The 21,593-nt window shown below is 43.1% G+C and carries 20 protein-coding genes and 2 tRNA genes; 9 read left to right on the top strand and 13 right to left on the bottom strand.

Features of this window, described 5'->3' with window-relative positions:
• Positions 1-20: 20 nt before the first annotated feature.
• The 4 genes from E0H77_RS10725 to E0H77_RS10740 form a co-directional block, all read right to left on the bottom strand.
• The gene (locus E0H77_RS10725) at positions 21-3,323 is read right to left on the bottom strand and encodes a DEAD/DEAH box helicase (RefSeq protein ID WP_131377874.1); all 3,303 of its coding nucleotides are present in this window, start codon (positions 3,321-3,323) and stop codon (positions 21-23) included.
• 151 nt (positions 3,324-3,474) lie between these two features.
• Positions 3,475-4,083, bottom strand: coding sequence for a single-stranded DNA-binding protein (ssb, locus tag E0H77_RS10730; protein WP_131377876.1), 609 nt, complete (start codon positions 4,081-4,083; stop codon positions 3,475-3,477).
• A gap of 51 nt (positions 4,084-4,134) precedes the next feature.
• The gene (locus E0H77_RS10735; RefSeq protein ID WP_131377878.1) at positions 4,135-5,499 is read right to left on the bottom strand and encodes an MFS transporter; all 1,365 of its coding nucleotides are present in this window, start codon (positions 5,497-5,499) and stop codon (positions 4,135-4,137) included.
• 111 nt (positions 5,500-5,610) lie between these two features.
• Positions 5,611-6,678, bottom strand: coding sequence for a DUF475 domain-containing protein (locus E0H77_RS10740; protein WP_131377880.1), 1,068 nt, complete (start codon positions 6,676-6,678; stop codon positions 5,611-5,613).
• 148 nt (positions 6,679-6,826) lie between these two features.
• Here E0H77_RS10740 and tenA point away from each other — a divergent pair, with 148 nt between their 5' ends.
• From tenA to arsB, 4 genes are all read left to right on the top strand, one after another.
• Positions 6,827-7,501, top strand: coding sequence for a thiaminase II (tenA, locus tag E0H77_RS10745; RefSeq protein WP_131377882.1), 675 nt, complete (start codon positions 6,827-6,829; stop codon positions 7,499-7,501).
• A 111-nt stretch (positions 7,502-7,612) separates the two neighbouring features.
• Positions 7,613-8,044 (top strand): arsenate reductase (glutaredoxin), encoded by a 432-nt coding sequence (arsC, locus tag E0H77_RS10750; RefSeq protein ID WP_131377884.1) that lies wholly within the window; start codon positions 7,613-7,615, stop codon positions 8,042-8,044.
• 4 nt (positions 8,045-8,048) lie between these two features.
• Positions 8,049-8,360, top strand: coding sequence for a metalloregulator ArsR/SmtB family transcription factor (locus E0H77_RS10755; RefSeq protein ID WP_131377886.1), 312 nt, complete (start codon positions 8,049-8,051; stop codon positions 8,358-8,360).
• 22 nt (positions 8,361-8,382) lie between these two features.
• Positions 8,383-9,429: an ACR3 family arsenite efflux transporter gene (gene arsB / locus E0H77_RS10760; RefSeq protein ID WP_131377888.1), complete on the top strand. Its 1,047-nt coding sequence runs from the start codon at positions 8,383-8,385 to the stop codon at positions 9,427-9,429.
• Between the two features lie 253 nt (positions 9,430-9,682).
• On the opposite strand, the gene E0H77_RS10765 is transcribed toward arsB, so the two are convergent.
• Positions 9,683-10,021: a GlpM family protein gene (locus tag E0H77_RS10765; protein WP_131377890.1), complete on the bottom strand. Its 339-nt coding sequence runs from the start codon at positions 10,019-10,021 to the stop codon at positions 9,683-9,685.
• Positions 10,022-10,451: 430 nt separating this feature from the next.
• On the bottom strand, positions 10,452-10,808 hold the full coding sequence (locus tag E0H77_RS10775; RefSeq protein WP_131378012.1) for a DUF1304 domain-containing protein: 357 nt from the start codon (positions 10,806-10,808) through the stop codon (positions 10,452-10,454).
• Between the two features lie 125 nt (positions 10,809-10,933).
• Here E0H77_RS10775 and uvrA point away from each other — a divergent pair, with 125 nt between their 5' ends.
• From uvrA to E0H77_RS10790, 3 genes are all read left to right on the top strand, one after another.
• Entirely contained in the window at positions 10,934-13,771 is a 2,838-nt protein-coding gene (gene uvrA / locus E0H77_RS10780) for an excinuclease ABC subunit UvrA (protein WP_131377892.1), read from the top strand.
• Between the two features lie 576 nt (positions 13,772-14,347).
• Entirely contained in the window at positions 14,348-15,247 is a 900-nt protein-coding gene (gene omp33-36 / locus E0H77_RS10785) for a porin Omp33-36 (RefSeq protein WP_131313008.1), read from the top strand.
• A gap of 247 nt (positions 15,248-15,494) precedes the next feature.
• Positions 15,495-16,133 (top strand): DedA family protein, encoded by a 639-nt coding sequence (locus E0H77_RS10790; protein WP_131377894.1) that lies wholly within the window; start codon positions 15,495-15,497, stop codon positions 16,131-16,133.
• Positions 16,134-16,181: 48 nt separating this feature from the next.
• On the opposite strand, the gene E0H77_RS10795 is transcribed toward E0H77_RS10790, so the two are convergent.
• The 4 genes from E0H77_RS10795 to E0H77_RS10810 form a co-directional block, all read right to left on the bottom strand.
• The gene (locus tag E0H77_RS10795; RefSeq protein WP_131377896.1) at positions 16,182-16,562 is read right to left on the bottom strand and encodes a hypothetical protein; all 381 of its coding nucleotides are present in this window, start codon (positions 16,560-16,562) and stop codon (positions 16,182-16,184) included.
• A gap of 8 nt (positions 16,563-16,570) precedes the next feature.
• Positions 16,571-17,407, bottom strand: coding sequence for a ParA family protein (locus E0H77_RS10800; RefSeq protein ID WP_131377898.1), 837 nt, complete (start codon positions 17,405-17,407; stop codon positions 16,571-16,573).
• Positions 17,408-17,488: 81 nt separating this feature from the next.
• Positions 17,489-17,878 (bottom strand): SirB2 family protein, encoded by a 390-nt coding sequence (locus E0H77_RS10805; protein WP_131377900.1) that lies wholly within the window; start codon positions 17,876-17,878, stop codon positions 17,489-17,491.
• A gap of 9 nt (positions 17,879-17,887) precedes the next feature.
• Positions 17,888-18,196, bottom strand: a complete 309-nt coding sequence (locus tag E0H77_RS10810) for a BolA family protein (RefSeq protein ID WP_131377902.1) — start codon at positions 18,194-18,196, stop codon at positions 17,888-17,890.
• Positions 18,197-18,401: 205 nt separating this feature from the next.
• Between E0H77_RS10810 and E0H77_RS10815 the strand changes: the two genes are divergently transcribed.
• Both E0H77_RS10815 and E0H77_RS10820 read left to right on the top strand, forming a co-directional pair.
• Positions 18,402-18,477: transfer RNA gene (locus E0H77_RS10815), tRNA-Gly, on the top strand.
• A gap of 45 nt (positions 18,478-18,522) precedes the next feature.
• A tRNA-Gly gene (locus tag E0H77_RS10820) sits at positions 18,523-18,598 on the top strand.
• Between the two features lie 361 nt (positions 18,599-18,959).
• Here E0H77_RS10820 and E0H77_RS10825 read toward each other — a convergent pair.
• Genes E0H77_RS10825 through E0H77_RS10835 form a run of 3 tightly spaced genes read right to left on the bottom strand, consistent with a single transcriptional unit; the run spans position 18,960 to position 21,567 of the window.
• Complete coding sequence (locus E0H77_RS10825; protein ID WP_131313044.1) at positions 18,960-19,544, bottom strand: TerD family protein; 585 nt, start codon at positions 19,542-19,544, stop codon at positions 18,960-18,962.
• A gap of 13 nt (positions 19,545-19,557) precedes the next feature.
• Positions 19,558-20,274, bottom strand: coding sequence for a TIGR00266 family protein (locus tag E0H77_RS10830; RefSeq protein ID WP_131377904.1), 717 nt, complete (start codon positions 20,272-20,274; stop codon positions 19,558-19,560).
• A 12-nt stretch (positions 20,275-20,286) separates the two neighbouring features.
• Complete coding sequence (locus E0H77_RS10835) at positions 20,287-21,567, bottom strand: VWA domain-containing protein (protein WP_131377906.1); 1,281 nt, start codon at positions 21,565-21,567, stop codon at positions 20,287-20,289.
• Positions 21,568-21,593: the final 26 nt, after the last annotated feature.

Here is a 21,593-nt window from a genome sequence, read left to right on the forward strand (position 1 = left end):
CCCCAAACATCGCTGTTTTTTTATGTGGCATCAAACAGTTGCAACAGCTCATCTTCATTAAATGCTGCGTTAATCTGGCTATTTTTCGACAAAATCGACTGTGCCAGTTGCGCTTTATTTTTTTGCATCAGCAAGATTTTTTCTTCAATACTTTGATTCATAATCAGTTTATAGACAAACACGGGTTTGTCCTGCCCGATGCGCCATGCCCGATCCGATGCCTGCTCTTCTGCGGCAGGGTTCCACCACGGATCATAGTGAATCACAGTATCGGCAGCAGTCAGGTTCAAGCCCACTCCACCTGCTTTTAAGCTGATCAGGAAAATGGGCACTTCACCCGACTGGAAACGCTGAATCACTTCATCGCGTTTTTGCGTCTGACCTGTCAATTTAACAAACTCAATACCCTGTTTTTGCAAGGCATCGCCAATCAGGCCGAGCATACTGGTAAATTGTGAGAAAATCAGAATCTTACGCCCTTCCTGCAACATATCAGGCAAGGTATCCATGAGATAATCCAGTTTGGCAGAATGAATCTTGTGACTATTCATACCTTCCAGATTCAATAACCGCGGATGACAACACACCTGACGCAATTTCAGCAAAGCATCCAAAATCTGAATATGACTGCGTTTTAACCCCCGCTCTGCCAGTAAACGCCGCACATTGCTCTGCATCGCGGTACGCAGCGCTTCGTAGAGCTTAAGCTGAGCATCATTCATGTCGATATTGACTTCAATGGTGGTTTTCTTCGGCAGTTCTTTCGCTACTTCAGTTTTTAAGCGGCGTAAAATAAACGGTCGTGTACGTAAAATCAGCCGTTCTTGCAAATCAACGCGCTGCTGACGCTCAATCGGATAACGAAACTTACGATTAAAGTGGTCTTGTGTGCCCAAAAATCCGGGCATCAGAAAATGAAACAATGACCACAGCTCACCCAAATGGTTTTCCAGTGGTGTGCCTGTTAAGCACAAACGATACTGCGATTGCAGTTGCCGTGCCGCTTGTGACACTTTGGCATTCGGGTTTTTTATGTAATGTGCTTCATCAAGCACAACAGTATGAAATTTTTGATTTTTTAACAGATGAATATCACGCGCCAATAGTGGGTAGGTGCTAATGATCACATCATATTCGGGCAAATGCTGGAAATGCACATGACGATTGTGACCATGTAACACCAACACTTTCAGTTGTGGTGTAAATTTTTGCGCTTCCTTAAACCAGTTCGAGGTCAGTGAAGTCGGGCAAATAATCAAAACTGGGGTTTTATGTAATTTTCCTGCTTGCTGCTGCAATAAAATATGTGCCAGCGTTTGCGCGGTTTTACCCAAGCCCATATCATCTGCCAGAATCCCACCATGACGAGTTTCGGTCAGAAACTGAAGCCAACCCAGCCCCTGCTGTTGATAACTACGGAGTTCTCCACAGAAACCCTCAGGCGTAGCTAGTGCTTGTTGCTCGCCTTGCTGCAAGCGTTGTACAAACTGTTTTAAACGATCTGCATGATATAAATTCAGATTTAGATCATGAGCTTGTGACAACAGTGCCACATCATAAACATCTAGCTGAAAATCATCTTCCTGATTAAACAACTGGTTTAAATGAATCAGAATCGGCTTAATATCTTTCAAATAAATCAGCAAGCTGGGTGCATGGCTAATCGGTAATACAAAATAATGTTCTTCATCAAACTCTTGCAAGCGTTGTATGTCGAGCAATTTGGGATGTAACTGGATCAGGCGCGCCAGCAATTCCGCCAAATTGTGTTTATGACCACGCTGATCCTGAATGGTCATGCCAATGTTAAACCATTCATAACGCTCATCGGCTTGGGTCAGAGCAACATCCACATGCTGTGCCAATTGCAGATTAAACAAACTCTGTGCGCTATGTTCGACTTTCCAATCCAAAGCTTCAATCGAATTGACAGGCAACAGGGCTGAGATCAATTCATGCGCATCGATACAAAGCAGATTCGTCATGTCGACATGCGGCAAATTAAGCTGAGGCAACTGTTCAAGCCATGCGATATTCGGCAGGCGATCCCAGAGCTTGCGTAACAAGTGCTGTTCCTGTTTTAAATCACGTATTTGCCGAACAGGTTTCTGCTGATACTGTCCTACAAAGCTATTTTCAACATAATTTGCAGGAACACGCCCTGCTGGATAATCAAAAAATACGCTGGCACACGCCAATTCGTTTTTCGAGAAAATCTGATCTAGATGGGCTTGATCGCCAAAGCGCAGCACGGCTGTTGGATTACCCTGCATTTCAGGTAAATTCTGCTCAGATGGGTAAGCAGATACCGTTTGATCGACCCGATAACGCTGTAAAGTCTGCTCCATCTGCCCCAACAAATGGCTAGGAATGGTCGGCATACTGAGCAAATCATCAATAATGTCATAACGATAAGCTGCTTCTACCCGACCAATGCTATTTTGGCGCAGATCAATATAGGTTAAAGGCTGTGTCGCCAAAATCCAGATATGCGGCACATGCTTTAATTCATTCTTGCTACCAAGTGCATAAATATCGGCAATCAACTGCTCGGATTCCCCATCGGGCTGAGTTTCCCAAGTAAAATCCAGTTGATACAGCGCATCTGACCAACGTAAGGGAGCGTGTTTATAGTCTTCAGCATACAGCCAGCCATACTGTGCTGACTGTTGTAACAGATTGGCAGGCAGGCCTTTAAAACTTAAATTATGAGAAGGTAACTGATTATTTTTATGGATATTTTGTGCGACATAGATCTCTTGAAACAACACACGTTCCTGCACGGTGGCATCGACATGAGCATTCAGGATATTGGCATAATTGGTATATTGTTTGGCTTCGCGAATTTCGCCCTGCTTATTGCGGCGTACTTTATAGAGTTGCAGGCTCATTAAACCCGTTTGTGGTTGACGCTCAACAATATAAATAAAATAGTTTTCTTCCAGAACCGAAGTCATCTCTGGATGCACTTGTAAATGGTTCAGGGTCGACTCAAAACGCTGTGACCATGTTGAGCTGCCACTCTCAATCTGAGGAGGTGCAATCAAATGATGCTGTACGGCGTACTGAACAAGCGCTGCTCCATGTTTACAGTGATCACCCACAGGGCAACTACAACGACTTTGCAAGACTCTCTGCTGGGCAGCATCGAGGGTGACACGAGTACGATAGACAAACTGCCCCTGTATTTGTGCCTGAATGAGCCATCGGTTGGCAGACTGGGGTTGAACGGAAAGCTGTTCAGCATCTATCTCATTGATATAACGGCGACTACGCTCAATGGTCGCGCTATCAAAAGTTGAAAGTAGTTGAACAATCTTCATATTTCCCAAACATTATGACACTAAACGAAAACGCAGGAAGCTATAGTAACGATATTGGCTTTAAAAGTGCATGCTTTTTTTGGTTGAATAAAAAAAATCTCTTACCGATTTGAGTAAAAGATTTTGATTTTTGGCTTATTTATACAGTAACTTAAAACGGTAAATCATCATCTAAGTCAGTAGGTGCTGGTGCTGCAGCTGGTTTTGGCTTAGCCGCTTGGTTGTTATTAAAACCACCTTGAGCATTGTTATTGCCTGCGCCATAGTTGTTGAAACCGCCGCCTTGATTACCACCTTGCTGATTAAAGCCAGTATTTTGACCATAACCACCACCGTAGTTGTTATTGCCACCACCTTGCGCATTATTGTTAAAACGCGGTTGTGCATAACCTGAGTTATCGCCCGCGCCTTGTTCTGGCTGACCACGAGTTGAATCCAACATTTGCATCTGATCGCCACGGATTTCAGTGCTGTAACGCTCCTGACCATTTTGATCTGTCCATTGACGGGTACGTAGTGAACCTTCAATATAGACTTTCGAACCTTTACGCAAATATTGCTGAGCAATTTCACCTAAGCGGTTATGCAGTACAATACGATGCCATTCGGTTTGTTCTTTTCGCTCGCCTGTACTTTTGTCTACCCAAGAATCACTTGTCGCAATTGAGAATTGAGTTAACGACCCACCATTTGGAAAAGTCTTGGTTTCAGGATCTCGACCCAATGTACCGACCAAAATAACTTTATTGACACCACGCATTCGCTACTATCTTCCTATATGTTTCTACGTTTTACTTTATAAGAGTTATCTTCAAATGACTAGCTCTTTCCCCAACAAGTGCGTTAAATGTTGTCGCGCAGTTTCATCGAGCTGCTTTTTATCCAGTTTCACATAGGCGACCTGCTGATCCAGCATAACCACCACTTCTTCAATACCATGAATTGCCAACAACTGGGTAGTCCATTCATCTGTTTGTTTACCCTCAGGCAAACGTAAAATCACAGAAGATAAATAGCGCGGTTGCTGCAAACCGAAGCTAATCAATGCCCAGATCATGGCAATCCCAGCAAGAATACTCCAACCTGTCGACGTATTATGTAACATTAATAACTGACCGCCAAGTGTGCCGCCAAAAAATGCTCCCAGGAACTGGGCACTGGCATTCACCCCCATTGCGGTGGCTTTAGACTGAATCGGCGCTGCTTTGGACAACCAAGACGGCAACAATGCTTCCATGACATTAAAGGCTACAAAGAAAATTCCTAAGCCCAGTAACAAGCTATATTTGGAATGATAACCAAAAACCAGTACCAGTAAACCCACGACCACACCAACAATTGCACCTAAAAAGATGCTACGCATTTTGCGGTATTTTTCAGCGATAATAATGCTTGGAAAAGCACAAATCACGCCGATCAACAGCAGCGGCAAATACACCAGACCATGTTTTGCCAAAGGAATACCCGCATACTGAATCAGTTGCGATGGCGCATAAATAAACATGGCAGTGAGCAGCAAATGTAGCGAAAAAATCGAGAAATGCAGACGGTTCAGGTCAGGCATTTTTAGCACATGCTTCAGCTGATTGAGGTAGCCTTTCTGGAAATTACGATGATGACGTGTGGTTTTAGGCACCAATAGCAGCATAGCAATCGCAGCAAGCCCCATAATAGTGGTCACCCAAAATAACCCTGAAATTCCAACCAACTGTGTCAGCCACGGCCCAAGGCTAAATGCTATCACAAACGATAGCCCAATACTCATGCCCATGGTTGCCATGGCTTTGGTACGGTTTTCTTCACGGGTGACATCGGCAAGCAATGCCATCACCACCGCGGACACCGCACCTGCCCCCGCAATCGCACGCCCTAAAATCACGCCATAAATGGTATGTGACATGGCAGCCACTGCGCCACCCAAAGCAAACAATAACAAGCCGATGACCACCAAAGGTTTACGACTAAAACGGTCTGCCCACAGGCTAAACGGGATTTGTAAAATGGCTTGAGATAACCCGTAAACGCCTACGGCAAACCCAAGCAATGCAGGCGTTGCATATTGATATGTCTGCCCAGCCACTGCAAACACAGGAATAATCATGAACAATCCCAACATGCGTAATGCAAAAATACTGCTTAAGGCAAAAGTGGAACGGCGTTCTAAAGCATTCATCATATCAATCTGTAATCTCTTGGGGGCAAACAAGCAAAGCATTAAAAATAAAAATGGGGTACAACAGCATTAGCATTGTACCCCATCATTTTATACATTTTCCTGAAATTTGCCTTAATCAATCAGCTGACGTTTACTATATTGAATCGAAGCAATCACCGCCCAAACAATAAATGCTACACCAATTAATCCTGTAACCACTTCAGGCACATGCACCCCTGTACCACTGGCTAACATAATCACGGCCAAAGCTCCAATCGCATAATGCGCACCATGTTCCAAATAAACATAGGCTTCTAAAGTGCCTTTTTCGACCAAATAAATCGTCATAGAACGCACAAACATCGCACCAATTGCCAACCCGAGCATAATGATGATGACATCAGAAGTAATCGCAAATGCCCCGATCACCCCATCAAAACTAAAGGATGCATCCAGCACTTCCAGATACAAGAAGCCGCCTAAACCTGCTTTGATCACGCCATTGGCAGCATTACCTGAACTACTGGCTTCTTCGTCCACTTCAGGCTCACCACCGAGCAAATGCCCAAGCACTTGTACCCCAATATAGACCACAATGCCCCAAATTCCTGACAAGGTCACAGCCAAACGCTCGCTCTCGCTCACATTGTGTGCCATCACAAGTAAGGCGATCAGCGTTAAAAACACTGACATGGCAGGGACATTAGCTAAGTTGGTCAGGCGTTTTTCAAGCCATTTGAACCAGTGCGTATCTTTTTCTGCATCAAGGAAGAAATTGAAAAACACCAGTGCCAAGAATGCACCACCAAATGCTGCAATTTCCGCATGATGTTCAATCAAACGCATCGAGTAATTTTTCGGATCATTGAGTGCCATGCTGACCACATCCATCATGTTCATGTTAGCGGTCACCGCTACAATCACAATCGGGAACACCAGACGCATACCGAACACCGCAATAATCATCCCGAGTGTAAGGAAAATCATTTTCCAGAAATGATCCCAGCTGCGCAGTACCGATGCATTGACCACAGCATTATCGAAAGATAAAGACACTTCCATAATCGCCAAAATGGCAGTCACCGAGAGCGCCTGTAGCATGGTCGAAACCCCAGCTTCAGGGCCATGCGTGAAGCCCCAGTAGGCTGCAATTCCCAAGCAGATGATGCTGAAAATAAATGAGAAACGAAAATGTTTCATGAACTGACCTGACCTATAAAAAATAAAAAGTACATGCTGTGTTCGCATGTATCAGAAAGGAATACTCAGCATTATACTCGCTTCTGTTTTTTTACCTATTTAAAAAAAACAGGCTATATTGCAGTTTTCGTATCATCGTGGAGTGACCATGCGTTTTTCAGAGCAGCTCTGGCAGAACAACCTTGCCTTATACCAAAAAATTGTCCAGCATCCATTTAACCAAGAGCTGGCGCAGGGCACGCTCAAATCCGAAGCTTTTCAACATTATATTATTCAAGACTCGCATTACTTACTGGCATATGGACGCATTCTTGCGGTCGCAGCAGCCAAAGCTTTTGACGCCGATGACATCATGCAGTTTTCGGAAGGTGCAAAAATTGCGATTATTGTGGAACGTAGTTTACATGCGGGGTTTATGCAACAGTTTGGGATTAGCCCTGAACAGTTTGCCAATACCCCACTTAGCCTTGCGTGCCACCATTACACCTCTTTTTTACTCGCAACAGCATGGTCAGAAAGCTATCCCGTGGTATTGGCAGCTTTATTGCCTTGTTTCTGGATTTATGCCGAAGTGGGATTGGCAATTGTTGAAAACTCGGCTGCCAACAATCCGTATCAAGCATGGATTGATACCTATGCAGGTGAAGAATTTCACGCTGCGGTACACAATGTGATTGCCACTATTGATAAAGTAGCTGCACGCTGTGATGCTGATACACTTGCCAAAATGCAGCAGGTTTACCGTCGCGGTGCTGAGCTAGAATGGCTGTTTTGGGACAGTGCCTATCATCAACAGCACTGGCTTGGACTTGATCCTGTCTAGTCATATAGCGCCATATTCTGGCGCTTTTTTAAACTGTCATATATCTGTAATTGCATATATATGGATATTCATATATAAAGGCTTTTATCTGCCATATACTGAAGTTTTGATATGTCGACCAGCATCAAGATTTACCACAATCCTGCTTGTGGAACATCGCGTAACACGCTCGCCCTGATTAAAAATACAGGCACAGAACCTGAAATCATTGAATATCTTAAAAACCCGCCAAGCAAAGAACAGCTGATTCAACTGATTCACGATGCGGGTTTAAGCGTGCGCGAAGCCTTACGTCAAAATGTCGAACCTTACATTAATTTGCAACTTGAACAGAGTCACTGGTCAGATGATGCCTTACTGTATTTTATGTTGCAGTATCCGATTTTAATCAACCGCCCCTTTGTTGTGACTGAAAAAGGTACACGCCTGTGCCGCCCGTCTGAAGTGGTGCTGGAGATTTTACCCTTACCGCAGCTTGGTGCTTTTTATAAAGAAGATGGCGAACAGATTATTGATGAACATGGGCAATGTGTCTCAGGTTGAAAATATGGATCAAGTACAATTTTTTAAATGTCTTGCTGACGAAACCCGTCTCAATCTGGTGTTATTGGTCGCACAACATCAAGAATTATGTGTCTGTGATTTGACTGACAAACTACAGCTCAGCCAACCAAAAATTTCACGGCATTTAGCCCTGCTACGCAATTTTGGCGTTTTACAAGACCGCCGCAAAGGGCAATGGGTGTATTACCGCTTGCATGAGCAACTGCCTACATGGTGCAATGACATTTTAGCCTTGTTGCAGCAAAACAGTCCTTTGCCCTCAGCAGCTTCAACCTCACTGCATTGCTGTGATTAATTTTTTTACATGACGTTTTGCTATGGCTCAATCTCGTTTATCGTTTCTCGATCGCAATCTGACCCTGTGGATTTTTCTAGCCATGGGGCTGGGAATTGCCATTTCACAGTTTTTCCCACAAGCATCAACCGCCCTCAGTCATTTGAGTGTCGGTTCAATTAATGTACCAATCGCCGTTGGTTTAATTTTAATGATGTATCCACCACTGGCAAAAGTAGACTATACAGCGCTGCCTGAAATTTTTAAGGACAAGAAAACCCTTGCCTTATCTTTAATTCAGAACTGGTTGATTGCACCGATGCTGATGTTTGCTTTAGCCGTGATTTTTCTGCATGACTCACCTGCTTACATGACAGGGCTAATCCTGATCGGTTTAGCGCGTTGTATTGCGATGGTACTGATCTGGAATGGTCTAGCCTGTGGCGACAACCAATATGTTGCAGCATTGGTGGCATTTAACAGCCTGTTTCAAATCCTGTTTTTTAGTAGCTATGCATGGTTCTTTCTCAGCTTTTTACCGCCCTATTTTGGTCTACAAGGGCAAGTGATTGACGTGAGCTTTTTAGGCATTAGCCAAGCCGTGCTGACTTATTTAGGGATTCCATTTTTCTGTGGGTTCTTAACCCGTAGCATTTTGGTCAAAGCCAAAGGTTTAGCATGGTATCAAAGCCAGTTTTTACCGAAAATCAGCCCGATCAGCCTAGTGGCATTACTGTTGACCATTGTGGCCATGTTTAGCCTGAAAGGTGGAGAAGTTCTGAGCTTGCCAACTGACGTACTGCGTATCGCGATTCCGCTGAGTATTTATTTTATCGTGATGTTTTTCCTGAGTTTTGCCATGAGCAAATGGCTCGGCAACAACTATGCACGCAGCACGGCAATTTCATTTACCGCCGCGGGCAATAACTTTGAACTGGCACTTGCGGTGGCAGTGGCAACTTTTGGTCTGGCATCGCCTGTCGCTTTTACCACGGTGATTGGCCCACTGGTTGAAGTGCCTGTCCTGATCTCACTGGTCAGTGTCAGCTTTTGGCTGCGCAAGAAATTCTTTGGGCATGAATTAACATAAGGCTGTCAATGCAAGACAACGCTATAGTTTTTATAGGGTGGACGATTGATAGTCTTTGCAAAAATGGCAACTATGGTCTGTATGATGTGTTGTCGCTATTTGTGCCCAAGCGTGGTGACTAGAATTTTAGCCACCACTTTAACTGATACACGAGATCGGATCACTCTAAAACATGTATCACGACTGCGTTATCGTATGAAATCCGCTTATTACCCGTGATTGCCATCGAAAGCCAGTGCGCACCAAGTACAGGCTAAGCCCATAAATACCAACCATACAGTAAAATACCTGCCGCAATCGTCCATGTCAGTGTTGCCAGACTTAAACAGCTCAATACTGACATTTGGGTGGCAAGCAAATATACCGTAATCAAATAAACCGCATACGGAATCAGCGACCATAAACCAAACAAGGCAGTACGGCGCAGCGCATCTGCCCCCTGTTGCTGAAATACAATGACATGGGCAATCAGGGCAAAGGTTGGAAACAGTGGCACTAACCCTGCAATATAAAATGCTTTGCTTTTCGACAGTACGGAAATCAGCAATACCACCAACGCGCCCAACATACATTTAAATAATAATGCCCACATCTATCCGTACCTGTTGAATATCCCGAAATACATTTTACAAAGAATTGGTGCACTGCCTACGTTTTATTGCAATCCATGCTGGCTTTAGCAGCAAGAATCAACAAATTCAACCATAACCATCATGATCAATGATTTCTTAAAATGACCACCATGCTCAAAGACAGGTAAGTTATAGAAGCACTCAGGGCCATGGTGACCCTGAGGCAGTGTTGGTTTGATCACGAACAAATCTATCTGCATCAAGGCTGCTTGCATTTCTGCTGCGACTGATCTGATTTATTTTACCAGTCGCCCTATTCAGGATTTCATGCTGAATTTTATTGGCAAATATAACTGCCATCGTCCCAAGGGTTTTGATTTTCTTGATTTAGACAATTTTCCAAATGTGTATGAACATTTTTTCTGTGCTTTTTATAGATGCTGTCTCTATTTAAGTGAAATGCACCACCAGTAAGGTCAGCAACGCGGGTACAGCCTGAATATAAATAATCTTTTTGCTGGCCGTTACCCCCCCATAAACGCCTGCCACAAAAACACAGCCTAAAAAGAACGTGGCAATTGCGCGCGCAAAATCTGGATTACTGAGCAACAATGACCAAAATAACCCTGCGGCAAGAAAGCCATTATACAGCCCTTGATTTTGTGCCAAGACTTTGGTGAGTTGTGCTTTTTCCAAACTATTGCCAAAGGCTTTTAAGCCAGCAGGTTTATTCCATAAAAACATTTCTAAAACCAAAATATACACATGCAACAAGCCAATCAGTGCAATTAAAATTTTTCCGATTATCATTGCTTTTATCCTCTTTCATTTGCCCGACACAATCTGACGCTTAAATTCGTTTTGTTACAGCTTGAACAATTTTAAATCGTTATCATATAGCAGTTTCTACTTGCATATTACCGAGAGATCTTATGAGTCACAGTCATATCCGTATTCGAGGCGCACGTACCCATAACCTAAAAAATGTGTCCCTTGATATTCCACGCGATAAATTTGTAGTGATTACAGGGCTTTCGGGATCAGGAAAATCTTCACTAGCGTTCGATACCTTATACGCCGAAGGTCAACGCCGTTATGTCGAATCGCTTTCTGCATACGCACGCCAGTTTTTATCGCAAATGGAAAAACCCGAAGTCGATTCTATTGAAGGTTTAAGCCCAGCGATTGCCATTGAGCAAAAATCAACCAGCCATAACCCACGTTCAACGGTGGGTACAATTACTGAAATTTACGACTATTTGCGTCTACTCTATGCTCGTGTCGGCACGCCCTATTGCCCTGAACATGACCTACCAATGGTGGCACAAACCGTGTCTGAAATGGTCGATGCCGTCAAAGCATTAGAGGAAGGTACAGCACTGATGCTGCTTGCACCTGTGGTGCGTGAACGTAAAGGCGAATACAGCACCCTGTTTGAACAACTGCAAAGTCAGGGCTTTGTTCGCGCCCGTGTCGACGGGGAAATCATTGACATCGACAGCCCGCCTGAGCTGGATAAAAAGAAAAAACACACCATCGAAGTCGTGATCGACCGCTTTAAAGTGCGTGATGATCTGGGGAACCGTCTAGCAGAATCCTTTGAAACTGCACTGCGTTTAGGCGGCGATCTGGCGATTTTAACCTGGATGAAAGGCGAACAGCCTGACCGCGTATTTTCAGCGCGTCACTCCTGCCCTAAATGTGACCGTGCCGTGGCAGAACTTGAACCACGCATGTTCTCCTTCAACAATCCCTTTGGCGCTTGCCCAGTGTGTGATGGTTTGGGAACACGTAGTCATTTCAGTGCCGAAAAACTGATTCCCAATCCACAGCTCTCGATTTATCAGGGGGCAATCCGCGGTTGGGATCGCCAGCGTCCTTACTACTACACCATGCTAGAAAAAGTCGCAGCACACTATGGCTTTGATTTAAATTGCCCGTGGCAAGATCTCGACAAAGATACCCAAAAGAAATTCCTGAATGGTACAGACAAAGAGAAAATCGACCTGAGCTATATTGATGAACGTGGGCGTAAACACAGTCGTGTCATGGCATTTGAGGGCATACTGCCACATTTAGAGCGCCGTTACCGCGAAACTGAAAGCAACTATATCCGCGATGACTTGGCGCAGTATTTATCCAATGCGGCCTGTGATGCCTGCGGTGGTTCACGCCTGAACGAAATTTCACGCCACGTCAAAGTCAAAGACCACAGCATTGAGCAAATCACAAGCATGTCGATTGGCGATGCGGCAGATTATTATCAACATTTGAGTCTTGAAGGTGCGAAAGGCGAAATTGCCGATAAAATTTTTAAAGAAATCCGTGAACGCCTACAATTTTTAGTCAGCGTCGGGCTAAATTATTTGAGTCTGTCACGTTCGGCTGAAACCTTGTCAGGCGGCGAAGCCCAACGTATTCGTCTGGCTTCACAAATCGGGGCTGGGTTGATGGGCGTGATGTATGTTCTCGATGAACCTTCGATTGGCTTGCATCAACGTGACAATGACCGTCTGCTGCAAACCCTGATTCGCTTGCGTGACTTGGGCAATACGGTACTGGTGGTTGAACATGATGAAGATGCGATTCGTGCTGCTGACCATATTATTGATATTGGGCCAGGCGCTGGAGTACATGGCGGGGAAATTATTGCCGAAGGGACTGCCAAGCAACTGGCAAAAAATAAAAACTCGCTGACGGGGCAATACTTAGCAGGCAAACTAAAAATTGCAGTGCCTGAACAGCGCGTTACCCCACCAAACCCTGAAAATACCATTCAACTTTGTGGAGCATCTGGACACAACCTGAAAAATGTCACTTTGAATCTGCCTTTAGGCGTGATGACCTGTATCACAGGCGTTTCGGGTTCAGGCAAATCGACCCTAATTAACCGTACTTTATTACCGCTTGCGGCAACCGAACTCAACGGTGCAACTACCCTGACAGCGGAAAAATACCAGTCAATTGATGGCTTGCAACATCTGGATAAAGTGGTCGATATTGACCAAAGCCCGATTGGACGTACCCCACGCTCGAACCCTGCAACCTACACAGGCGTATTTACCCCGATTCGCGAGCTGTTTGCACAAACCCCTGAAGCCAAAGCTCGTGGTTATAGTGCAGGACGTTTCTCATTTAATGTCAAAGGTGGGCGCTGTGAAGCCTGCGAAGGCGATGGCATGATTAAAGTCGCGATGCACTTTTTACCTGACATGTATGTGCCCTGTGATGCCTGTCATGGCAAGCGCTACAATCGCGAAACATTGGAAGTCGGTTATAAAGGCAAGAACATTTCCGATGTGTTAAACATGACGGTTGAAGATGCAGCAGAATTTTTTAATGCCATTCCCGTGATTCACCGCCGTTTAGATACCTTGATGCAAGTTGGCTTGGGTTATATCCGTTTGGGTCAGGCAGCAACTACCCTGTCTGGTGGTGAAGCACAGCGGGTGAAACTGGCGCGCGAACTGGCAAAACGAGATACAGGCAAAACCTTGTATATTCTGGATGAGCCGACCACAGGGCTGCATTTTCATGACATTGCCAAGCTGCTCGATATCCTGCATGAGCTACGCAACAAAGGAAACTCTATTGTGGTGATTGAACATAATCTGGATGTGATTAAAACTGCCGACTGGATTATCGACTTAGGGCCTGAAGGTGGCTCTGGTGGTGGTGAAATCATTGCCGAAGGCACACCTGAGCAAGTGGCAGAAGTTGCGATTTCACATACAGGGCGTTTTTTAAAACCTCTTTTACAAGATAAATAATCTCACTTTAGGCTTGTAGAAACCAAAAGATGTATAGTTCGTCTGTGCATCTTTTTTTATAGATTGATGTCAATTTTGTGACAAATGCAAACATTGAAAAATGTCTTTCAAAATAGTTTGCTTCTTTCCTAATAGCTTTGTAACTTTCAATATAATCTTGTGTAATTAGAGTAACATAATGTAATAGAGGTAAATTTATTTAACCTTATGATATTTATTATTTAATTATATTATTTTTCAAATAAAAATGAGAACCGCTTTTATAATAATAATTATTATATTTTAATAAAATTGCGTTTTTACAAATCATAAATCCATATTTAATTATTTTATTCGATGACAAATCGTCTAATTAATAACCTATTTTTCTTCCACAATTCATTCACATTTCCGATAGCTGATTGTTAATACGGCAAATTTTAAATCCCCAAAAAACAAGTTTATTTGATCATTTTTTAATCATCATCAAACTTAAATCGCAAAACTTAAAAATATAATCCGTTTACATTCATTGACTTAATATTTTGTAACAATACAATAATCCCCAGAATCAAACTAAACATACTGGAACTCAACATGAAAAAAATCGGTTTAGCAGCTGCAGTTCTATTCGCCATGACTGGTGCTCACGCATACCAATTTGAAGTGCAAGGTCAGTCAGAATATTTAAATACTACTGCCAATGACAAAAACTACACAGGTGACCTTCAAGGTACTTACTATTTCAAAAATGTTGATGCTTCTAAAGGCCCTTTAGCTGAAGCTGCATTTTTAAACAAAGCATCAAATGTATCTGTTGGTTATAGCTATGAACAATATAGCCAAAAAAATAGCGTCAACTATCATATCGGTACATATGGCGTGAAAGGTGAAACTTACTTCACAACTCCTTACACTGCTTCAATTCCGTTATATGCAAGTGCGTCTTACAACCACACTGATGTAGATAGCAAAAATAATTTTGCTCGTGATGACAAAGGCGACCGCTATGCATTAGAAGTTGGTGCAATGCCTACAAACAACTTCTTGGTTGCTGTTGGTTATAGCAACGTTGCAAACCAGTTCTCTCTAGATACTTTCCGTATCTTGAACAAAGGTTTTGTGAATGCTGTTGGCGAAACTGCTTCTATCAGTGACAAACAAGATGTTGTAACTGCGCGTACTAAATACGTTGGTGCGATTGATGGTACTAACATGTCACTTGGTTTTGATGCAGGCATCGTGTTTGGTCAAGCAACATCTTATGAGTTCAACACTGACCTTTACTTGACACCTAAACTAAGCGTTGGTGCATCATTTGCAGGAACTTCTGAATCAGAAGCTGTATTTGACAAAATCTGGGGTGCAAACGTGAATTACTTCATCACTCCTGCTGTCTCTGTTGGCGCAACTTATACTAATGCAAACTCTAGCCATACAACTGGCAACAACTTCGACACTCAAACTATCGGTTTGAATGCCAAAGCACGTTTCTAATTTAGATATTTTATCTAAAGTAAAAAAGGACTCATCTGAGTCCTTTTTTTATTGCCTACACGCTCAGTATTACTTTTTTGGGCTTAAAAACTGCACGTTTTCACAACTTAAAAGCAAGTTGTGACTGATGATCAATAATTTACTAAAAAATAAAATGTACTAAATCGTAAAATTGCACCGCTTTATTACTGACATTCCATGTGGGGGCTGCTAGCATCTAGCTACCCTTTGCTGCCACTATTTCTACATGGAACTCATCAATTTCATTTTACATGTTGACCAACATCTTCTTGAATTTATTAAAGAATATGGTACTTGGATTTATGCCATTCTATTTTTGATTATTTTTGTCGAAACAGGTCTAGTGGTCATGCCATTTTTACCAGGCGACAGCCTGTTGTTTGCAGCAGGTGCGCTTGCGGCAAGTACAGGGCAAATGGATCCGTGGCTTTTAATTGGCTTGCTATTTATCGCTGCCGTGCTCGGTGATACTTTAAACTATCACATCGGGCGCTACATTGGTCCTCGCATATTTGAAATGGAATCACGCTTTATTAAAAAAGATCATCTCCTTAAAACCCATGTATTCTTTGAAAAATATGGTGGAAAAACCATTATTATTGCGCGCTTTATGCCATTTATTCGTACCTTCGCACCTTTTGTTGCTGGTGCAGGTCGTATGAACTACAAACATTTTTTAACTTTTAATGCAATTGGTGGATTTGCTTGGGTCGGTTCATTTATTACCATTGGTTATTTTTTTGGTACACGTCCTTTTGTCAAAAATAACTTTAGCCACCTCATGCTCGGTATTATTGTATTTAGCTTACTTCCTGCCGTTATTGAGTTTGTGCGGGCAAAAATCCGTAGCAACAGAGCCAGCTAAACTAAAAAATAAAAAAAAGGTCGAATCATCGACCTTTTTTTATGTGGTTTATTTTTTCACGGTCAAGATTCGGCAGTTTTTAAAATGCGCAGCCTGCACAATGGCATCCTGCTGCCCCAGTAGTTGGGCGATTTCACTACGCTTGGTATTGGATGATTGTCCCAAATTTACGGAAAAGGTTGGGCCAAAGCCCCAGCCACCTCGCCCAAAACCACCACCTACACCAACACCCACCCCAACACCAGTCCGTTTTTCTGGCTCTACGCCTTGTTCTAGATAGTGCTGAATACGGTCATATTCACCTTGTAGCTGTGTACAGTTTAGTGCCTGATACTGGGTGGGCGACACATAACTAGGTTTGACCGTTGTGGCACAACCTGTCAATGCCATGCCAACCACTATACTTGCTGCTATCGCCCAGTTTTTCATGTCTCACCTCAGGAAAGTTGTTCTATTTCTGCAAACAAAGCCGAATACGCCTGACTGAGTTTGTGTTCGGGTGCCAGATAAATCAAAGGTTTATTCTTGTGGTGTGATTCTTTCATCAGGATCGAAGGCGGCAACATGTTATTCAAGACAGGTAAACCCTGTTCTTTAAGTTGCTGTACCACTTCACGCGGCAGTTTTGCCTGAGCCTGAAACTGATTCACTACAATCCCTTCAATTTCCAGTCGTTGATTATGATCATCTTGCGTTTCTAAAATATTTTCAATGAGTGTTTGTAAGGCACGTTGTGAAAATACATCACAATCAAAGGGAATAAGTACACGGTCAGCCGCAATGAGCGCTGACAGGGTAAAGAAGTTAAAAGCGGGTGGCGTATCAATATAAATACGATCATATTTTCCAGACAGCTCAGCAATAGCATCGCGCAGTTTATAAATTTTATGTTTGCTTTCCAGACTGTATTCGAGTGCCCCAAGGCTAGGGCTTGCGACCAAAATATCGAGATGACTAAACGGTGACTGATGGGTATAGCTTTCCAGACCTTGTACCCGTGACTTCAGCAATGCTCCGAGCGTATTGCCAATCAGGCTTTTACTTGAGGTTCCCAAAACTTCCTGATAAAAATTTTCAATATTCGGTTCCAATGCCTGCTGACGACCATTAAAAGTGGCGGCATCTCCAAGCAGGTATTGGCTGGCATTGGACTGCGGATCGAGGTCAATCACCAGTGTTTTTAAACCATGATGGGCACTGAGACTGGCAAGGTTCACCGCAATGCTAGATTTCCCAACGCCACCTTTTTGATTGAAAATGACACGTGTCAGCATAGTTTTATCCTAATTATTTTAATGGTCTGATGCCCTAGTCTACCCTAGAGCCTTTTGTCAGTAATTAAAGCTGTCCAACAATTATGAAAATACGGGCTTGATCTTCACCAACAGTAAAATCGCAAACAGGGCAATCCAAGCAATCACGATACCTGCACGGCGCTGTACCAGTAAAATACCTTCTTTACGACGAAAGGCTTTGATTAATGAAGAAAAGATAACGACAAATAGCGCGGCTTTAGCATAAAACCAAGGTTGCACCTGAAAATGCTTCATCCATAACAACGCACCACCCGTCAGCAACATGAGTGTAAAAGTTGAATGTTGCAATGCAATCACCAAACGCGGTGTTTTGGCGGCAAGCTGCTCATCCTGCAGACGAAATAGATGCCTACTACTAAGCGCGAGCATCAACAGTAACAATACAACGCCTACACCATGCAGGATTTTTAATAAGAGCAACGTATTCATGCAGTATCCTTAAGCTTTAGGTGCATGAGCACATTCTGGACTATCGGGTGCTTGACCTTGCCATTCGCTTGGCAAATAAGCATGAATGGCTAAGGCATGAATCGCATTCGGCGCCAGTAATTCTGCTGCAAGTGTATAAATTTTTTGATGACGCTGGACTAAGCGCAAGCCCTCAAATGCTTCACTGACAATCACCACCTTAAAATGTGATTCTTTTCCAGGATAATACCCTCCATGCCCTGCAGATTCATTAATCACTTCTAAATGGGTAGGCTGTAAATGTTGTAACCGCTCAATTAATTGTTGCTCTAAACTCATGAGAAACTGTCCTATTACATAAAAAGATCATGTCTTGAGTATAGCAATTTTTGATAAATTCACAGGGTTTTCTACTCGGTGAAAGCATTTGGATGGCGATCAGGATTTAAAATTTTCCAGATTTTGCTTTTATTTTATGCAATTAATTCAATAAACCTAGAAAATGAGTTGATTCTAAATCTACTTAATGTAATATATGCCTCACGCGGGAATAGCTCAGTTGGTAGAGCATAACCTTGCCAAGGTTGGGGTCGCGAGTTCGAGTCTCGTTTCCCGCTCCAGATTTGGTTTTTTTAGTGCAAGTTTTAGTAAAAACTGCTCAATATGCGGGAATAGCTCAGTTGGTAGAGCATAACCTTGCCAAGGTTGGGGTCGCGAGTTCGAGTCTCGTTTCCCGCTCCAAATTCAAAAGGCACTTATCGAAAGGTAAGTGCCTTTTTCTTTGCGTAATTTACTCTCAGGAGAAAACTCCATAAAGATGGAGTGCATACTCACACATCACCACCAAGTAAAAATAAGACTGCTATCAGAGTTTTAGTATCTCTATCATTTTCTAAAAATTTTTAGTTCGTTCAATCTCTTACTGTACATTTCCCCAATCTTTCTCATATTTTTATATAGATTTTTAACTTGAATTTTTCGGCTGAAAAGTATGGAAATAGATCTTTCCATCGCTTGCTTCAAGCTGATTCAAGAGCAAATAACAACCATTAAAAAGCCTGAGTTGATCACTCAACTCAGGCTTGGTTTCAAATACAACAATTTATAGATAATTCACCACATGCGGTACGATGTCATGCAAGGTACGCCCGTTGCAGGTTTCGCCTAACGCAGACATTTTCCATGCACCGTCATGACGGTAGACTTTAGCAATAATCAATGCCGTGTAGTTACCTTTGGCTGACAAATTATAGTGCGCAATTTGCTGATTACTATTTTGATCGACCAAGCGACAAAACGCATTTTCAACTTTTTCAAATGTTTGACCACGGAAACTACTGATGGTAAAGACAATCGAGCTGACATTGGACGGTACTTGGCTTAAGTCAACATAAACCACTTCATCATCGCCATCGCCTGCACCTGTCAGGTTATCGCCCGAATGTACAATACTGCCGTCACGGCTACGCAATTGCCCAAAGTAGACATTATCGATTTGGCGCTTGTTCGCATCAAAGGTGATTGCCGATACGTCCAAATCAATGCTGTTGTTACCACCACCAAACATGCCAAATAAACCACCACTTTTGGCAACGTCCCAACCTGCGCCTAAAAAGATTTTAGACAGACTTGAACCATCTTGTTTTGCGAGTGAAATTTTCTGACCTTTAACTAAGCTAATGCTCATGTTTTTTCCTATTTTATGATCGTTGGCCTAAATTGAGTACTGACGCCAACCAAGTAATATAACTGTTGCGATTTCGCGAACAAATGATGACTTTACCATAGCCTTGAAACTTTAAGACCATGCCTTCGCCACTGGTGACACTATTTAACAAATTGCTGAACATGCCACGATTACGCGAACTTGGCATGCCTATGTTGTAGCTTAACGATGAATCCCATGCCACCACATGACCATTGTCAATAATGGTTTCCCCATTTTGAGGATTGACCTCAACTTCCATCAGCGTGCCACAACCTGAAATACACAGTTGCCCCTGCCCTGAGGTTTCCATCACTACAAAACCACCATTGTCACCAAACAGGCTACCACCCAAATTGGTCTGAACTTTGGCTTTGACATTGACCTGTTCGGTTGAAGCGACAAAAGCCCCATCGGACAGCACATATTGCTGCTGACCAATATTTAAAATCTGCATGTCACCATCGAGATTTGGTGAGAGCAAACATTCACCAGCCCCAAAAGAGGCTTTGATTTCTTGTTGAAACAGCGATTCACCTGTTGTGAATTTACGCATCACTGACTGGAACAAACCACCACGCAAGTTACCGCCAAGCTCCAGATTTGATTCCATCATGACCATGGCATCGGATTCACAATAAATTTTTTCACCCTGACGCAGTGATACATGTAAAAACGGTTCAGGTGTACCAACCAAGTTAAATTCAGCCATGTTGTGATCCTCTTAATTTAAAATCTGTTTTGCCTTGGCTTGTTCAAGCCACTGTGGGAACTCTTGTAGCATCAAATCATACAGCTCACTTTCTGAGAGGCTCTGCAAATGGTCAATGGCAAAGAAATTACAGTTGTCTACCACACGGTCAGTTAAGGTATCCAGCTGTTCTAAAATGCCATAACCACGCCCACCGATCCCGATAAACTGCCAGAAAATCGGCTGGTTAGAGTTTTCACGTAACAAGCGTTTAATCTGTGTCGCACTGCCAACACCACCATCGGAAATAAATACGATATAGACAGGCAAATCATCTGGCTGTTCTTTGAGAAAATACTGCACCACCTCCTGTATCACAGCGGGTTCATTGTTAATACACGCCCCTGCCTGCCATTTTTTATAACCGCCCTGTTCGCAGTTAATAAAATCAGGCAGGTTATGCAATGACACATCGCTTAAACGCAGAGGGCGCTCGGCAAATGCCCAACATTCAAAATTGGCATCGTCATCAAAGTTGACCGCTAGCGGCATCACCCGATTCAGCACTTTCTGCACATCACCACGACGATATTGCCCCAGCATGGAACCTGAATAATCCAGCACCAATGCCACGCGTGCCCGCACGCCGATAAGCTGATTTTTTTCCAGACTGATCAGAGATTTTTTGGTTAAATTCAGCAAATGCGGGGCATCTGCCTGTACCTTGTCTAAAATGATTTTTTTACGCAAATCCACAGCCGAGATACCCGATACAACTGGCGCTACAGGCGTACTGACCTTGGCGCCAAAATGTTTGACCAAGGTTTCTAAGCCACCACTAAAACCTTGCCCAATGACAGCTAAACGCCATGCATCATTTTTAAAATACACCTCAAGCAACAGCAGGGCTTTTTCTTGTTTAAAGCTGCTTCCGAGCAAGCGATAACTGGCTACAACCTGCGACTGGCTATTGATTAGCTCAACCACACCACTTTGGATATCGTGCATACTGAGCTGTTGATTTTCTAAGGCAGCACAAAATACCAAGCGAGAAACTATATTGGGATTGGTTTTGGCAAGGTTGATCTGAAATTCATGGATTGCTCCACTCACGCTATAGCAGACCTCTTTTTGCGGTGAATGAGGTTGGTTATAAAAAACCATGTAATCGTCATGAATCAGCCGATCATGCTGATCTAAAGCAAAACAGGACAGATCAAGGGTATGCAGAGTGTTAAATTGAATTCGTAACCGAAATTGCTGTTGTTCGAATAAGTTTTTCAGCGGGAGTTTTTGCCCTGAAATGAGTTCCATGTGAATAGGTTCTTGTCGATTAGCAC

The organism is Acinetobacter brisouioides (genome assembly GCF_004331075.1).
Taxonomy (GTDB): Bacteria; Pseudomonadota; Gammaproteobacteria; order Pseudomonadales; family Moraxellaceae; genus Acinetobacter.

Excerpts from the sequence above, each read along its gene's own strand:
- E0H77_RS10740 (WP_131377880.1), bottom strand. The coding sequence starts at position 6,678 with ATGAAACATTTTCGTTTCTCATTTATTTTCAGCATCATCTGCTTGGGA.
- arsC (WP_131377884.1), top strand. The coding sequence starts at position 7,613 with ATGTCGACCAGCATCAAGATTTACCACAATCCTGCTTGTGGAACATCG.
- tenA (WP_131377882.1), top strand. The coding sequence starts at position 6,827 with ATGCGTTTTTCAGAGCAGCTCTGGCAGAACAACCTTGCCTTATACCAA.
- arsB (WP_131377888.1), top strand. The coding sequence starts at position 8,383 with ATGGCTCAATCTCGTTTATCGTTTCTCGATCGCAATCTGACCCTGTGG.
- E0H77_RS10810 (WP_131377902.1), bottom strand. The coding sequence starts at position 18,196 with ATGAGTTTAGAGCAACAATTAATTGAGCGGTTACAACATTTACAGCCT.
- E0H77_RS10800 (WP_131377898.1), bottom strand. The coding sequence starts at position 17,407 with ATGCTGACACGTGTCATTTTCAATCAAAAAGGTGGCGTTGGGAAATCT.
- ssb (WP_131377876.1), bottom strand. The coding sequence starts at position 4,083 with ATGCGTGGTGTCAATAAAGTTATTTTGGTCGGTACATTGGGTCGAGAT.
- E0H77_RS10825 (WP_131313044.1), bottom strand. The coding sequence starts at position 19,544 with ATGAGCATTAGCTTAGTTAAAGGTCAGAAAATTTCACTCGCAAAACAA.
- E0H77_RS10725 (WP_131377874.1), bottom strand. The coding sequence starts at position 3,323 with ATGAAGATTGTTCAACTACTTTCAACTTTTGATAGCGCGACCATTGAG.
- E0H77_RS10755 (WP_131377886.1), top strand. The coding sequence starts at position 8,049 with ATGGATCAAGTACAATTTTTTAAATGTCTTGCTGACGAAACCCGTCTC.
- E0H77_RS10830 (WP_131377904.1), bottom strand. The coding sequence starts at position 20,274 with ATGGCTGAATTTAACTTGGTTGGTACACCTGAACCGTTTTTACATGTA.
- omp33-36 (WP_131313008.1), top strand. The coding sequence starts at position 14,348 with ATGAAAAAAATCGGTTTAGCAGCTGCAGTTCTATTCGCCATGACTGGT.
- E0H77_RS10795 (WP_131377896.1), bottom strand. The coding sequence starts at position 16,562 with ATGAAAAACTGGGCGATAGCAGCAAGTATAGTGGTTGGCATGGCATTG.
- E0H77_RS10735 (WP_131377878.1), bottom strand. The coding sequence starts at position 5,499 with ATGATGAATGCTTTAGAACGCCGTTCCACTTTTGCCTTAAGCAGTATT.
- E0H77_RS10835 (WP_131377906.1), bottom strand. The coding sequence starts at position 21,567 with ATGGAACTCATTTCAGGGCAAAAACTCCCGCTGAAAAACTTATTCGAA.
- E0H77_RS10765 (WP_131377890.1), bottom strand. The coding sequence starts at position 10,021 with ATGTGGGCATTATTATTTAAATGTATGTTGGGCGCGTTGGTGGTATTG.
- E0H77_RS10790 (WP_131377894.1), top strand. The coding sequence starts at position 15,495 with ATGGAACTCATCAATTTCATTTTACATGTTGACCAACATCTTCTTGAA.
- uvrA (WP_131377892.1), top strand. The coding sequence starts at position 10,934 with ATGAGTCACAGTCATATCCGTATTCGAGGCGCACGTACCCATAACCTA.
- E0H77_RS10805 (WP_131377900.1), bottom strand. The coding sequence starts at position 17,878 with ATGAATACGTTGCTCTTATTAAAAATCCTGCATGGTGTAGGCGTTGTA.